Here is a 15221-nt window from a genome sequence, read left to right on the forward strand (position 1 = left end):
CGATGAATTTCAAAGAGAACATTACTCTTTAAGTTTAAAAATACACATTTAACGCTGTTTTTTAGCAATATCTATAGCTAAGTGTTATTTTGTTAATATTGGGTTTTTAAATATTTTGTGAAAACGAAAAAAATTATATAATAAATAATTGTCTGATGTTTTCACAAATAAATAAAGCTTAATTTCATTTTAAAAGATTCATTTTGAAATAGATATAGACTTTTTTAGAATATGTTTAATTTGAGTTTAAAAACGTGTATATCTTTTTTGAAGTGATGCAATGCTTTTTTGGGGACATAGGAGGAAAAAAGAATATGGAGTCATCACAATCATTTGAAGGAGATAATAGGCTTCTTGTAGGTATATTTTTAGGAGTTATTACATTCTGGTTATTTGCACAATCTCTTGTAAATATCGTACCAGATCTTCAGTCATCGTTTGATACAAATTATGGCACAATTAACGTGGCAGTTAGTATCACAGCATTATTGTGTGGGCTGTTTGTTGTCGGTGCTGGTGGGCTAGCTGACCGATATGGTAGAGTTAAAATGACATATATAGGATTGATTTTAAGTATTGTCGGTTCATTACTGATTATTATTCCTGGATTTATACCATTGTTAGTAGTTGGTAGAGCCATACAAGGCTTATCTGCTGCGTGTATTATGCCATCAACGTTAGCAATCATTAACGAGTATTACATAGGAAGCCGACGTCAACGCGCCCTGAGCTATTGGTCTATTGGTTCATGGGGCGGTACAGGTATTTGTTCATTATTCGGTGGCATGGTGTCTACCTTTGTAGGTTGGAGATCAATTTTTATTATCTCTATTATTGTGGCACTCGCAGCGATGTATTTAATGAAGCATGCGCCAGAAACAAAGGCGGTTCAAACAAAAGAAACGAAACGCGCCAAATTTGATACGATTGGACTTATTATTTTAATTATTGCAATGTTGAGTGTCAATTTGATTATTACACAAGCTTCAAATTATGGTTTATTTTCACCACTCATTTTGTCATTGATGTTCATTTTTATTGTTGCAGTTATTGGATTCTTATTTTATGAAACAAGAATACACAATCCGCTGATTGATTTTAGGATATTTAAAAATAAAGGTTACACGGGTGCAACAGTATCGAACTTTTTATTAAATGCCGTTGCCGGTACTTTAATTGTAGCGAATACTTATTTTCAATCAGGCCTTCATTTTACATCATTCCAATCTGGCGCAATGACGATTACTTATCTTGTGGCTGTACTTGTAATGATTAGAGTCGGAGAAAAAATACTTCAACACATTGGACCTAAACGTCCAATGTTAATCGGTGCAGGGTTAAATGCTGTTGGTATTATTTTAATTTCACTCACATTCCTACCTACACCGATGTATATCGTTATGTGTATACTTGGTTACTTAATTTATGGTATCGGGTTAGGTATATATGCAACGCCATCTACAGACACTGCTGTTACGACAGCGCCTGATGACAAAGTAGGTGTCGCTTCTGGTGTCTATAAAATGGCGTCCTCTTTAGGTAATTCGTTTGGTGTTGCGTTGTCAGGAACAATTTTTACGGTTATGACAACCACTGCGAATATACATGTAGGTGCCATGTATGGTTTGTTATTTAATGCAGCATTAGCTATTATTGCATTTTTAGTTGTTCTATTACTCGTGCCTAAACATCAATTCAATAATTAAAATAGAATGCAAACTGGGATATGAATTGATCCTGGAAGCTTATCTTTCATAGAACATCATTGTTATTAGAGCGGGACAGAGAAATCATTTCTAGAAGATTTGATTGCTGTTCCGCTCTATTTTTATTATCAAGGAAATTTATGAATTAATAGTTAAATAAGTGTATTGAAAAATTTTAATACTAAATGCATTGATTATGAAATTCAAAACGGTTTATAATCTAGTAAACGCTTACATATAGAGGTGGTCAATTGACTAAATTATTATGGCAAACATATGAAGACAGATTGATTTTATTAAAACGTTTAGTAAATCATCAAACTGTGACGAATACGGAAGGTGAATTAACATTTCCGAGTTTTATAAAGCAATTATTATTACAGATTCCTTATTTTGAAAAAAATCAGTCACAAATTTTACTTGAGACTACAGAAGATAATAAAGAGGCCGTTGTAGTCTTTTATAAGGCGCCCACGACAACTAAAACGATTGTGTTAATTAGTCATTTCGATACAGTAGATGTAGATGATTATGGCTCATTTCGTGAAGATGCGTTTGACCCAGATAAACTAAAATATGATTTCACACAATACAGCAGTTATTTAAGTACAGATGCTATTGAAGATTTAAAAAATGACACCTACCTCTTTGGTCGGGGCGTGATGGATATGAAGGCTGGGTTAATGTTGCATTTATCATTAATCGAATTAGCAAGTATAGAAGTATGGGATATCAATTTGATATTAGTAACTGTGCCAGATGAAGAAGTAAATTCATCAGGTATGAGAAAAGCAGTGGAAACGATAGCTTCAATAAAACAAACATTTCAATTAGACATTCAACTACATTTGAATAGTGAGCCAACGTTTCAACAAGCAAGTGCAGATGAACAACATTATATCTATTCTGGCTCTATAGGTAAAATTATGCCTGGGGTATTGTGCTACGGAAAAGAAACACATGTAGGTAACCCATTAGATGGTCTGAGTTCTAATTTTATGATGAGTTATATGAATCAAGCAATTGAGTATAACTATTTATTTAAAGAAGAATTTGAAAATGAAACGACACCAGTGCCTGTTTCGCTTATGACGAAAGACATTAAACAAACGTATGATGTTCAAACGTCATTTAGGACAATGGGGTTATATAACATGTTTCTATTTAAGCAAAAGCCAGCGGATTTATATAGACAATTTATAGATACGGTCATTCGTGCGACAGAGCGTTGTGAAAGTGATTGGTTAAAAATATTAGAGAACGAAGACATTGAATTTGAAACAAAAATCAACGTCCTCACCTTTGATCAGTTAAAACAATATGCGATTAAACAATATGGCGAATCACGCATCGATAAAGAAATACAACAGGTTATCAAAGAAACGCCGGGGCTTCATATGCAGAGCATTCGTGTGACAGACCGCTTAATGCAAATTTGTCGCGATATCGCACCTGCAGTTGTGACATTTTTTGCGACACCATATTATCCTGCTGTAAATGTTTCATACGATCAAAAAATTGAGGAAACCATCGCATTAGTTAAAGAGACGTTTGAAGAAAAATTTCAACGTCAGAGTAAACGTATACATTATTTTAACGGTATCAGTGATAGTAGTTATTTAAATTTTGCTGGAGATATGTCTCAAATGATAACTTACGAAAAGAACACACCGAATTTTAATGCAACGTATACGATTCCATTTGAGGCGATTAAAGAAATCAGTGCGCCGACATTACTTTGTGGTCCTATTGGCAAAGATGCGCATAAAGTGAGTGAACGATTGCATAAAAAAAGTGCTTTTGAAGAATTACCATTTGTGTTAGAGAAACTCATAAAATCATATATTTAATTTCCGATTATCATCTATGGGTTGAGTGTGATGTGGGTATTACGATATATTAAGATTATATAGAAATGAGGAACCATATAATTAAATTAGAGAGGTAATGCTATGATAGAGGCGTATAAAGATTATTGGAAAAGATATATAGATTTTAAAGGTAAATCGAATCGTTTAGAATTTTGGACGCCAGTATTGGTACATATTATCAGTATTTTTATCATTGCGTTGATTGGTGCGTTTAGTTTTATTGTCGGTATATTCATTGTAGCAGCAGTATTGTCAGCTTTAATAGGGTTGTTTGGATTAGCGAACATTGTCCCGATGGCTGCAGTGACCTTGCGTAGATTTTATGATGCTGGTCGAAAGCGGACAACAGCGATCATATTAATTATTCTATCTGTGGTGGTTAATATTATCTTTGATATTATCCAAGTTGACAGTATAGCAGTCTTCTTAAACATTGTTTCAATAATTTGTACTATTATATTAGTGATAGAAACACTACTACCTTCGAAAAATGTAGAAGATGCACAATTAAAATGGTTATAAAATATAAAGCATGGAGATGGAAATCATAATGATGAAATGTGATTCCTATCTCCATGTTTTTTCATTTAAAAAATCAGAAAATTCATTGTTTTTAGACAAAAGAAAACTATCATATAACTGAAGGAGGGATTTTATGGAATGGCTAAAATTAATAGGTATTATAATTATCATTTTAGGGTTTTTACTTGAAATAGATACCATTGCAGTTATTTTAATTGCAGCTGTCGTGACAGGACTTGTTTCAGGCTTAGATTTATATGCCATATTAGATACATTAGGAAAAGCGTTTGTAGATAATCGTTTAGTTACATTATTTATATTGACGTTGCCGATGGTCGGACTTATTGAAAGATTTGGACTGAAGAAACAAGCCTCTAATATGATTGGCAAGGTTAAGCAAGTGACCAGTGGTCGATTACTGACGATTTATTTAATTATTAGGGAACTTGCTGGAGTAGCATCCATTCGTATAGGTGGTCATCCACAGTTCGTACGTCCATTGATAAATCCAATGGTACAGGGCGCACTAAGGACGCGTTATAATTTAAATGAAACAGAAATTGATGCCAAAGATATTGAGAAAATAAAAGCTCAGGCATCGGCAATGGAAAACTATGGTAATTTCTTTGGTCAAAATTTATTTGTTGGTGCAGCTGGTATATTATTGATGGTTGGTACTTTTCAATCCTTAGGTATTAAAGTGGACGCAGTTCAACTTGTATTAGCGTCTGTACCGATATCCATTATCGTATTTTTAATTGTATGGATAAATAATATACGATTTGATAAATATTTAGATAAGAAATATGGTACAAAACGGGTGAATAAGGATGAGTGAAAGTATTTTAAATCATATTTTAGAAATTTTTTACATATTAATAGGTCTCCAATTACTTTATACTGCTTTTCGAATACTTAAATCTTCTAAGCATCATAAAAAGTATGGTACGGCATTATTTTGGATTTTATTAGCAATTACATTTATCGTTGGCCCTTATATAACTAATGTCTTTAACGGCATATTCATATTAATGATGGGCGCATTGACTTTATTTAAACAAGTGACCATTAAAAATATCGTTGATGTTACAGAAAAAGAAGGGGATATGGGTGCACAAAAATATGGTAATAAATTATTTATACCGGCACTTATATTAGCGATTGCTGCTATTGCTGTCTCAAACTGGACGCCATTGGGTGGCGCAATTGGTTTGGGCATTTCCTCTATATTGGGACTAATTGCAGCATATATGGTGATTAAACCTAAAGTGAAATATATTTTCTATGATAGCGATCGATTAACACAACAAATTGGCACGGTGGGCATACTACCACAATTTCTTGCAGCTTTAGGTGTGCTGTTTACGGTTAGTGGTGTGGGTGATGTGATATCTAAAGGCATTTCGACAATACTACCAGAAGGTAATCATTTAATTGGTGCAACAGCCTATGTCTTAGGCATGGTGTTATTTACCATGCTTATGGGGAACGCATTTGCAGCATTTACTGTGATAACTGCAAGTATTGGTATACCATTTGTTATTACACAAGGTGGTGATCCAGTTATTGCAGGCGCATTAGCAATGACAGGAGGATTTTGTGGCACATTATTAACGCCAATGGCAGCTAATTTTAATACGTTACCCGTAGCTTTGCTAGAAATGAAAGAAGAGTTTGGTGTGATTAAAGCGCAAGGACCCATTGCAATAATAATGATTATGGTACATATCGCTTTAATGTATGTATGGGCGTTTTAGAAAAAATAAGGTTAAGAAGGGAACATTTATATGAGAATTTTAATAACTGGTTTCGATCCATTTGGTGGAGAACGTGTTAACCCAGCATTAGAAGCTGTGAAATTATTACCTGATGAAATTGGCGCACATAAGATAGATAAGTTAGAAATACCTACTGTTTTTCACAAAAGTAAAGATGTCATTCTATCTCAAATGAAGCGTTACGAATATGATATCGTTTTGGCTATAGGACAAGCTGGTGGGAGATATGAATTAACACCTGAGCGTGTTGGGATTAATGTGGATGATGCACGCATTGCCGATAATGAAGGTAATCAACCGATTGATGAAGTGATACAAGTTGATGGAAATGCAGCATACTTTTCTAATTTGCCAGTCAAACGAATAACAGAAGCGATTAAAGCACAAGGTATTCCATCAAGGTTATCTAATACTGCTGGCACTTTTGTTTGTAATCATATTTTATATCAGCTAGGTTATTTACAGGCAACAGCGTTTCCAAAAATAAAATTTGGCTTTATTCATGTACCATTTGTTCCTGAACAAGTTACTGATAAACCAGAAAAGCCGTCTATGTCATTAGAAACGATTCGAATTGGTTTATATGCTGCTTTAGAAGCAATTGTTGAATCAGGAGAAGATATAAAAGTCGCTTTAGGTGAAACACACTAAATAAAATAAACAAATAATGAGACCGAGACATGTATAGATGCCCCGGTCTCATTATTTGTTTATTGGAAAAGTAGATCAAGCAATGATTTTGGGCCGCTTTTTTAATGATCATGTTCTGTACGTGTATAATCCATGCGGACTTCATTATAGGTTTTACCAAAGTATGTTGGCTTTTTATGCTCAGTTGCTTTAAAGCCTATTTGTTCATAGAAATGAATGGCATTTGTGTTTTCTTCAACTACCCATAGCGTCACATTATCAGGATAGGATAATTCTAATGCACGTTGCGTTAAAGCGTAACCAATCATATGACGCTGATAAGCTTCTAATAGATATAATGCATAAATTTCGCTCCAGTCATCTGATTCTGAAATGGATTCTGTTTTACCATAAGTGATAAAACCTACGATTTCATTTTTAACAATTGCTACTAACGTAGGTAAGTTATGCAAGGAGGACTTCTTAATAAATTGTGCTTTATCAAGATTTTCTAGATAGTCATTTACAGATATATCATTATAAGTGCTCAACCAACTTTCATAATGGACATTTGCTTTGCTATGTCGATCTTCTTCAGTTAAAGCTCTGATTGTAAATTCCATAGAATGCCTCCCTTACATACTAAATTGATATTATTATAGCATCATTATTTTTGAAAAAGAAATTTTTCAATTCAAAATTGTATGTAATTAGAAATGGGAGATACATTTTATTAAAGTATAATTGATTTTATGATTTCGTTTCTTCTTTTAATTCATCTTGAAGCAATGTAGCTTCATTACGTGCAATTTTGCCATAATATGCATGTGCAAAATGCATTTGTATGATTAAGAATAAATCACCTACTGTCCAATAAAGTCCTAAAGCGGAAGCAGATTGTAACGAAATATAAGTGATGAATATGGGAGATAGTATCATTAAAACATAATGCGTTTTTCGCTAATCTTTTGGGTAGTGAATGGCATTTACTAAAGGTTGGAAAAAATAAACCACTGCTGCAATTAAAGAAATCCATAGATTTGGCTCAGTTAAATTAAACCAAAGAAAATGTAGATGGCTGTCAATGCCTCCATCACTCGCGAATTTTAAAGTGATAATTAAACCATATAAGATAGGCAACTGAATTAATATAGGTAAACAACCAATCATATTTTTTAAAGGGTTAATATCATATTGTTTATATGTATCCATCAAAAGTTTATTTGCTTCTAGTTTTTGCTTCTTGAGTTTTAGCAAGCTTTACATTTTCTTTCAAAGTATCAATTTGTGGCTGTACCACTTTAGTTTTTTCACGCATCATGTGCATATTTTTAACTTGCAATACCATAAAGGGGAGTAAGAGCACACGTATTATTAAAACAATGGTAATGATTGCTAAACCATAATTTTCTCCATACAAATGGCCTAAGGCATGTAATAACTTATCGATAGGTTGTACGAATATCATATTGAAAATGCCTTGATCATGATTATGAGTTTGTTGTGACTTATTGCATGCAGTTAGGAAAAGGGGGATCGATAATAAGAATAGCCACTTTATACGCATCATTCATCCCTCCAAATTAGTGTTGATATAAATATAACTTTAACACAATTGAATGAGATTTTTAAGTATTTTTAAAGTAGTAAAAATAGGAAGCATTATATTTATCCATAAGTATAAAAATAAGGCACCACTTTAGTATAGCCTTATGACTAAATTAAAGTAGTACCTTAAGTATGAAGTTGATACCGAGGACTTAACAACCTACACTAGAACGCATTCAGCATATAGAGATGATTTTAATGTTGTGACACTATCTATCTACGAGCGTCTAATTAAGCAATCGTTTAAAAAAATTGATTTCTATTCCATCGCTTTATTTTGATGCCCAAACAATCTCATTATAATTTATATTTTCACGAACTTGTGAAGCGATATGTGCATCCAATTTATTATTTTGTACAAGTTTATCTAAGAATGCTCTTTGCATGTACAAACCTTCAAGTTTGTGCGCTTCTGTAATAGAAGCGGGTGTTTGATTGTTTTTATTTTGATTTTTTCTAATTCTGTATAATCTATTGTAATACTGGTTTAAAACAATATTTACTTCTAATACGTTGTCACTTGTTTGTTCAGACTTTAAGCGTAATGCAACGTTGTGATTTACAATACGCATGATTTTTTTTACTTCTTGGAAATTAGATTTAAATTGTTTTATCTGTGATGTGTCTGCATGTTTTTTAGCTCTAATTCTCAAAATGAGCATTTGTAATACCACTTTGAATTTATGAAGTGCAGATGAGTCCTTGTATTGTCTAGAAGTTTCTAATGCAGAACGGTAATTTAAAATAGTTTGACGGTCTACTTTGTTTTGAGATACTAAGCGTTCCAACGTCTCAGATTCTTCTTCATTGGCAATATCTTCAAGACGCTTCATTTCCTTAGCATTATTATCTTCTGGTGACATTTGCAGTAAAAAGAATAATTCATCAAAATACTCTGATATAACAGTGTTATAGTTTATAGACTCATTTTCTTTAGATTTAACTTTAAAGTGTTTAATTACATTTTGAACTATAAAGACTTTGGCAGCAACATAACTCATAGAAGTTGATGCTTTGCGTTGTTCAGACGGTGTAATTATTGGGAGAACGATTTGTGCCATGACTAAACTAATAATTACCATCAAAGAGGCAATAAATAGTAAGTCATTTTTATAAGTAAACGTTTGTTGCTGTGCTAGTAAAGTGGGCAAGGTTAGTGCCATAGATAGCGAAATCGTACCGTGAATACCACACATTGTCATGATAAATGCGTAATGCAGCCGTTTTGGCGGTGTTTCTTGATTGTCATTTAAATAGGATTGAATGTTATTCGGATAGTAAAATTGTTTGAATAAGATGAACACCCAAATAAAACGAAATACATAAATGGCTAGAGCGATAAGTAACGTTGTCGTAATTAAAAATTTAATATTTTCTGGTTCTTTATTAATAATTTCAGAAACGACCTTTGGCACGATGAAACCTAACACTACGAAAACAAAGCCATTAAGCACATAACTTAATGTACTCCAAATTTGATTGTAGTTCATTTGTAACTCTGTTTGAGCACGTATCAAACGATCTCTTTCAAATCCATGAATTAAACCAGCGATGACTACTGCGATAATACCGGATGCGTGTAACATTTCAGCGACGAAATAGACTGCAAAGGGAGTCAGTAATTGAATGAAAATCATTGTATTACCATCTTTAAGCCCTTTATTCATTGATAAATAAATACGCAAACGTACAATTAACATGCCGATAACAATCCCTATTACAACCCCTAATATTGTGTAGAAATAATAAATTGTTCAATTGCATCAAATGCAGAGAATGCGCCTGTTACTAAAGCAGTTACTGCTATTTTGAACGAAATAATACCAGCAGCATCATTTAACAGAGACTCACCTTCAAGTATAGATAGTGCCCCTTTTGGTAGGATTTTACCTTTAGTGATTGCTTGAACTGCAACGGCATCCGTTGGACAGAGGATTGCAGCAATTGCAAATGCTGCTGGCATAGGAAGTTCCGGCCAAATCCAAGCGATAAAGTAGCCGACGCCAATAACGGTAGTAAATACAAGTGCCATAGCCATCAAAATGATAGGTTTACGATATTCTAACAGCTTAGTTCTTGATACATGTGTGCCTTCAACAAATAGTAATGGTGCGATGACAGCCATCATAAATACTTCTGAATCAAATTCAAAATGCAAGGGGATGGGAAGGACATAAAGACATACACCTAACGCAATTTGAACAAATGCCATTGGCACTTTAGGGAATTTATTGTGAATAATTGAACTGATTATCACAGCAATAATAAAGATTAGAAAAGCTTCTAGTAATAGCATAAAGACTCCTAGTTATTTTTTTGATTATTATATCTTATCATTATATAAAAATCATAGATAGTCATAAATAGAATGTCACTAAATTTAATAAGTATTTCAAAGGATTGATTAGGCGCATCATTTAATACTATTTAACGGAATATGTCATAATGGTGATGTTAAGTTAATAGAGGAATGTGATAAATATGAACATTGGTGTTATTTCGGATTTACATATTGATAGGCATAAATTTCTAAAGCCAAAGGATTATGAATACGAACTCATCAAGGCAATACAGCGTAATCAAGTAGAATTATTATTAATTGCTGGAGATATTTCGAATAATTACAAGTTAACTCAAGCTTTTATTAAATCAGTAGAAGCACAAGCTCAAATAAAAGTTTTATTTATTCCGGGCAATCATGATTTCTGGTCTGCTGATACGAATGCTACATCAGCTGAAATCTTAGAAGAGTATATGGGGATGGAAGCCTGTTTAATCGGTAAACCATACCATTTAAATGACGCTTGGGCAATAGTGGGAAATACGGGGTGGTATGATTATTCATATGCAAGTCCAGAATTTTCACTTGAACGCATTGCACGTAGAAAATACTATGGTGCAACGTGGCAAGATAAGGTGAAAATTGATTGGCCCATGGACGATAGAAAATTATCGAGAATTGCAGCAAATCAAGCCATTAAAGATATAGAAAAAGTCAAAGATAAGCAAATTATTTTAATGACCCATATTGTGACACATCCAAAGTTTGCAGTGCCGATGCCACATCGATTATTTGATTATTTCAATGCTTTTATTGGAACATCTGATTTTGATGAAATTTATAAAAAGTATCCAATTCGTTATAGTATTATGGGACATGTACATTTTAGAAATCGTTTTGATGAACAAGGTGTCACTTATATTTGTCCGTGTCTTGGATATCAACGAGAGTGGCGTTCAGATGATGTGACTCGTGAAATAGATCATGCGCTAAATATCATTCAGATTTAAAACATGCAGAAACTATAAATAGGATAATGAGTTTAATTTCATTGTTGTTTAGTAAAAAAGAGAACTAGCGCCCGATCAACCATAAGTGATTTTATCATTTTATGTTTGATTGGGCGCTCGTTTTATTAGCAGTTTTATGATAAATGAAAACTCATGCGGCCAGGCGCATCATAGCTTTGCTCTAATTTTGATTTTTTGATTTTCATCAATTGATATTTGGTTGGTATTATAGCTGGTAAGATAAATGATTTTCCTAAGTGGGACCACAAGGGATCAATATAATAATAGTGTTGAGCATCATAACCAACGAGAACGGTGACGTGAATATTAGCTACTAACTTTGTTGGTTGGTTATCTAATTTATAAGTACGACGGTAAGGTCTTTTACCCAGTACGGTATGATAAATAACAACGGGTTGTCCTTGGTCTATAATGTGACATAAATCAGTTAAGGATTGACCAGTGCTATCAACGACATGATTTGAATAGCGTCTAAGATGTGGAACGAGAGCAGTTGGAAAAATAGTCTGATGATAACCTAGTTTTATCCATAAATGATGTCCTACGTATCCTTTATATGGGTTATTTCTATGTCTCGGCCAGTGAAGCATAATTTCAGTGGCTGGTATGTTAAGGTGGTTAAATTGTAAAATCATTGCTGCAGAAACACCCTCACAACCCATGATCATCGGAATTGGAAACAATTGACTGATGGGTTTTACTGATAAAATATTTGAATTCATGATGAAAATCTCCTAGTAAATTTTACTCAACAAAAGTGTGAATGAAGTTAATTGCTATTATTATATATCTATTCATAAAGATTGCCTATTAAGATGCTTGAATTTTGAAGTAATAGTTTGTCATGGATATTCTATATATGTTTTGGTTATAATAGCAAAAAAGAGGGTGGGGAATGCGAATGAATTATAGAATTGAAGAGTTGCCAACGTTATCTGTTATTGGTGAGAAAAAGATATATGCCACTGGACAAAAAGCACAAGAAGATATTTTTATGTTTTGGATGGAAATTGATGATAGTGGAAAAAAAGACCAATTACTAGAGCTAGGAAATAATCAATTGCCGGGCTTACTTGGTGTTTGCAAGCCTCATGATAGTGGAGAGATGCATTATTTGATAGGCGTAACCAGTGAACATAAAGATGACAAATGGCGTAACATAGAATTGGAAGGTGGCAGATACTTAGTATTTGATGCTAAAGGACCTGTACCAGAGTCAATTAAAAAAGCGATGCAACAAATTAACAAAGATATTTTACCTAAATTGGATTATGAAATAAGACATGCACCATTTTTTGAATTATACAAAGAAGGGGCCATTAGAGAAGATGACTATGTCACAGAAATATGGTTACCTATTGTTTAATAAAATAGAAAGTAATCACAAGTGGGACAGAAATCCAAGTCTCTAATAGCGTTTTCGTAGTCCTACCTATGCAATCAATGCAAGGATGACCTGGTTAAAGGTATAACTAAGCTAACGCTCATGCTCATGCATAAATCTTGCTAGCATTTTTATGTGGCAATATATGCGTTTGCTGATGCATCAGAATGACTCGTTTCTATAAAATGAAAAAATCGTTTCTTTAAATAAGTGAGGCTTTGCATTTTCAATTCAGTCATCTATTACCTAATATAAAAAGAGGCTGGACATCTATGTTTGTCGCAGCCTCTCATTATTTGATTTTTTAATTAGAACTGTTTTTGAACGTAAATGATTTTAATGAGATTTCGAGTAATACAATGAAAATCGTCGTTATAATCAGAATGATTATATAAGGCATGACACTATATTCTCCTTTTAATCCCACAAGTGGCGACATTATACCACCTAATATAAATTGGAATAAACCAAGTAAACTTGATGCATTGCCACTACCGCCAGTTCTAGATTCCATTGCCAAAGTAAAACTTAAAGGTCCGATTCCAGTAACAGGACAAACATTTAAGAAGAAAGCAATGACTAATACCCAAAGTGGTAAGTGGAATATAAGCGTAAAGCAAATTAGAATAACGCCAGCTATTTGAATCAGGGTTAGTAGTATTAATAACAAATAACGATTTATATATTCAACTAATGTAGCGGTTAACTGACTCACTATAATTAACCCGATACCGTTAATTGCGAATAAAATACTGAATTGTTGTGGCGTCATGTCATAAATTTTTTGAGTGATAAAAGGCGCAGCTGATGAAAAACTAAATAACATCACATACGTTAACCCTTGTAGTAACATAGGTATAATGAAAGCTGGTTTCTTTAATAAGGAACCAAAATTTTTAAAAATAGCTGAAAAGTTAAGTTTTGAGAGATGTGTACTTCTTGTTTCTTCCATTTTAAAAAGGGCAAATAACAAAATTGCAAAACTTATAATGGTTAATATTAAAAATATTGCTTTCCAATTTGCGATAGTTAGTGCATATCCTCCAATTAATGGCGCAATGATACTGATAATGCCATTAACAACAAGTAGAGACGCTAAGCCTTTAGCTAACGCTTTTCCTTTATGTTGATCGCCAATGGATGCTTTAGCAATGACGATGACACCACCGCCAGTTAACCCTTGTATGAAACGAAGTGTAAGTAAGATAGACAGCGAAGTCGTGAACACGGCTATTAATGAAGCGATGACATATAATGAAATAATAATTAATGCTACTTTTTTGCGACCATAAGCGTCTGATAGTGGTCCGAAGATAAATTGTCCAACTGCAAGACCAATCATTGCAAATGAAAGAGTGAGTTGTACTTGTGAAGCCGTTGTGTCAAAAGCATTTTGTACATTTGGAAGCGATGGCACATACATATCTATCGTTAAAGGACCAAAGGTAGTCATGATTCCCAACATAATGATGACCATGATGGGTAATCGGGGATTTGAAGTTTTGTCCATATATAATACTCCTTAAAAATCGGATTAAAGTATAGTGTGAAAAAGCGGTTAATTTCTTAACTAGACTATTATCCCATACGTAAAGATAAATGCAATGGAAAAATTTCTTGTCGAAATGCAATGTATGTTGCATGATATCAACATTGTTATATAATACAATAGATTATGAATAAATTTAATGTAGCATATTTACAATGAATCACAATACGAATCATTTAAATCGCACAATTGAGATACAAGATAGATAATGTTTGGTTATAAAGGAGTAAATGAATGAGCTTAAGTAAAACACAATATGAAGTAATTAAATTCATCATAGTAGGTGGCATAAATACGTTTAATTATTATGTGGTCTATTTAATATTATTAAAATTATTAGGTATTAATTATTTAGTCAGTCATGTAAGTGGGTTTGTAGTCAGCTTTATTATTTCGTATTATTTGAACTGCTATTTTGTTTATAAAGTAAAACCTACATGGCGAAAATTTATACAATTTCCGTTGACACAGGTTGTAAATATGGGAATGCAAACAGGTTTATTATACGTATTTGTACAATGGTTTCATATATCATCGGTCATTGCACCGTTTGCTGGATTAATTATCACGATTCCAATTACCTTTGTCTTATCAAAATATATATTAAGAGACGAGTGATACAAAGTTCCTGTTATAAAAGGGAACACCAACTTTATTTAATCTTTTTAGTTGAAGGAAACAACCAAGAAATCAATTTCTAATAATTAATTTCTTGATTATTTCCTTTATTTTTATGCAATTTGATAGTGATTTTTAGGAAAGGCTAAATAAATAATTAAAATAATTATATTAAATAATTTTATAATAAAAAATGTTGTAAATGTTGTTTTGATGCGTCATAATATATTATCCAATATCAAT

12 protein-coding genes and 2 pseudogenes are annotated in these 15221 nt (G+C 32.9%); 9 read left to right on the plus strand and 5 right to left on the minus strand.

The annotated features are described in order from the left end of the window. Window positions 1-314 precede the first annotated feature (314 nt). The 6 genes from M1D64_RS02295 (at window position 315) to pcp (ending at window position 6528) form a co-directional block, all read left to right on the plus strand. Complete coding sequence (locus M1D64_RS02295) at window positions 315-1706, plus strand: MFS transporter (protein WP_069838186.1); 1392 nt, start codon at window positions 315-317, stop codon at window positions 1704-1706. A gap of 251 nt (window positions 1707-1957) precedes the next feature. Further along, on the plus strand, window positions 1958-3556 hold the full coding sequence (locus M1D64_RS02300; protein ID WP_069838185.1) for a M20/M25/M40 family metallo-hydrolase: 1599 nt from the start codon (window positions 1958-1960) through the stop codon (window positions 3554-3556). Between the two features lie 102 nt (window positions 3557-3658). Further along, entirely contained in the window at window positions 3659-4099 is a 441-nt protein-coding gene (locus M1D64_RS02305) for a DUF805 domain-containing protein (RefSeq protein WP_002482424.1), read from the plus strand. A 133-nt stretch (window positions 4100-4232) separates the two neighbouring features. Then, window positions 4233-4937 carry a DUF969 domain-containing protein gene (locus M1D64_RS02310; protein ID WP_002482425.1) on the plus strand — a complete coding sequence of 235 codons (705 nt, stop codon included), beginning with the start codon at window positions 4233-4235 and terminating at the stop codon, window positions 4935-4937. Beyond that, window positions 4930-5856 (plus strand): DUF979 domain-containing protein, encoded by a 927-nt coding sequence (locus tag M1D64_RS02315; protein ID WP_069826171.1) that lies wholly within the window; start codon window positions 4930-4932, stop codon window positions 5854-5856. The genes M1D64_RS02310 and M1D64_RS02315 overlap by 8 nt, the downstream gene beginning before the upstream one ends. A 30-nt stretch (window positions 5857-5886) precedes the next feature. Next, window positions 5887-6528, plus strand: a complete 642-nt coding sequence (gene pcp, locus M1D64_RS02320) for a pyroglutamyl-peptidase I (protein ID WP_002482427.1) — start codon at window positions 5887-5889, stop codon at window positions 6526-6528. Between the two features lie 101 nt (window positions 6529-6629). On the opposite strand, the gene M1D64_RS02325 is transcribed toward pcp, so the two are convergent. From M1D64_RS02325 to M1D64_RS02335, 3 genes and pseudogenes are all read right to left on the minus strand, one after another. Then, window positions 6630-7130: a GNAT family N-acetyltransferase gene (locus M1D64_RS02325; RefSeq protein WP_069838184.1), complete on the minus strand. Its 501-nt coding sequence runs from the start codon at window positions 7128-7130 to the stop codon at window positions 6630-6632. Window positions 7131-7257: 127 nt separating this feature from the next. Beyond that, a pseudogene (gene yidC / locus M1D64_RS02330) lies at window positions 7258-8074 on the minus strand (membrane protein insertase YidC). 313 nt (window positions 8075-8387) lie between these two features. Next, window positions 8388-10411: pseudogene (locus M1D64_RS02335) on the minus strand (cation:proton antiporter). Between the two features lie 185 nt (window positions 10412-10596). Between M1D64_RS02335 and M1D64_RS02340 the strand changes: the two are divergent. Next, complete coding sequence (locus tag M1D64_RS02340) at window positions 10597-11406, plus strand: metallophosphoesterase (RefSeq protein WP_069821566.1); 810 nt, start codon at window positions 10597-10599, stop codon at window positions 11404-11406. Between the two features lie 134 nt (window positions 11407-11540). On the opposite strand, the gene M1D64_RS02345 is transcribed toward M1D64_RS02340, so the two are convergent. Beyond that, entirely contained in the window at window positions 11541-12149 is a 609-nt protein-coding gene (locus tag M1D64_RS02345; protein WP_069838182.1) for a C39 family peptidase, read from the minus strand. 179 nt (window positions 12150-12328) lie between these two features. On the opposite strand from M1D64_RS02345, the gene M1D64_RS02350 reads away from it, so the two are divergent. Beyond that, window positions 12329-12793, plus strand: coding sequence for a GyrI-like domain-containing protein (locus M1D64_RS02350; protein WP_069838207.1), 465 nt, complete (start codon window positions 12329-12331; stop codon window positions 12791-12793). Window positions 12794-13115: 322 nt separating this feature from the next. On the opposite strand, the gene M1D64_RS02355 is transcribed toward M1D64_RS02350, so the two are convergent. Next, window positions 13116-14321: a putative multidrug effflux MFS transporter TcaB gene (locus M1D64_RS02355; protein WP_069838181.1), complete on the minus strand. Its 1206-nt coding sequence runs from the start codon at window positions 14319-14321 to the stop codon at window positions 13116-13118. Between the two features lie 273 nt (window positions 14322-14594). Between M1D64_RS02355 and M1D64_RS02360 the strand changes: the two genes are divergently transcribed. Next, the gene (locus M1D64_RS02360; protein WP_037537739.1) at window positions 14595-14978 is read left to right on the plus strand and encodes a GtrA family protein; all 384 of its coding nucleotides are present in this window, start codon (window positions 14595-14597) and stop codon (window positions 14976-14978) included. Window positions 14979-15221: the final 243 nt, after the last annotated feature.

It is taken from the genome of Staphylococcus sp. Z5-21 (assembly GCF_056529615.1).

What these genes read in the sequence shown, in the direction of transcription:
- M1D64_RS02325 (WP_069838184.1), bottom strand. Translation starts at nt 7,130, where the DNA reads ATGGAATTTACAATCAGAGCTTTAACTGAAGAAGATCGACATAGCAAA.
- M1D64_RS02355 (WP_069838181.1), bottom strand. Translation starts at nt 14,321, where the DNA reads ATGGACAAAACTTCAAATCCCCGATTACCCATCATGGTCATCATTATG.
- M1D64_RS02345 (WP_069838182.1), bottom strand. Translation starts at nt 12,149, where the DNA reads ATGAATTCAAATATTTTATCAGTAAAACCCATCAGTCAATTGTTTCCA.
- M1D64_RS02310 (WP_002482425.1), top strand. Translation starts at nt 4,233, where the DNA reads ATGGAATGGCTAAAATTAATAGGTATTATAATTATCATTTTAGGGTTT.
- M1D64_RS02315 (WP_069826171.1), top strand. Translation starts at nt 4,930, where the DNA reads ATGAGTGAAAGTATTTTAAATCATATTTTAGAAATTTTTTACATATTA.
- M1D64_RS02305 (WP_002482424.1), top strand. Translation starts at nt 3,659, where the DNA reads ATGATAGAGGCGTATAAAGATTATTGGAAAAGATATATAGATTTTAAA.
- pcp (WP_002482427.1), top strand. Translation starts at nt 5,887, where the DNA reads ATGAGAATTTTAATAACTGGTTTCGATCCATTTGGTGGAGAACGTGTT.
- M1D64_RS02350 (WP_069838207.1), top strand. Translation starts at nt 12,329, where the DNA reads ATGAATTATAGAATTGAAGAGTTGCCAACGTTATCTGTTATTGGTGAG.
- M1D64_RS02295 (WP_069838186.1), top strand. Translation starts at nt 315, where the DNA reads ATGGAGTCATCACAATCATTTGAAGGAGATAATAGGCTTCTTGTAGGT.
- M1D64_RS02340 (WP_069821566.1), top strand. Translation starts at nt 10,597, where the DNA reads ATGAACATTGGTGTTATTTCGGATTTACATATTGATAGGCATAAATTT.
- M1D64_RS02360 (WP_037537739.1), top strand. Translation starts at nt 14,595, where the DNA reads ATGAGCTTAAGTAAAACACAATATGAAGTAATTAAATTCATCATAGTA.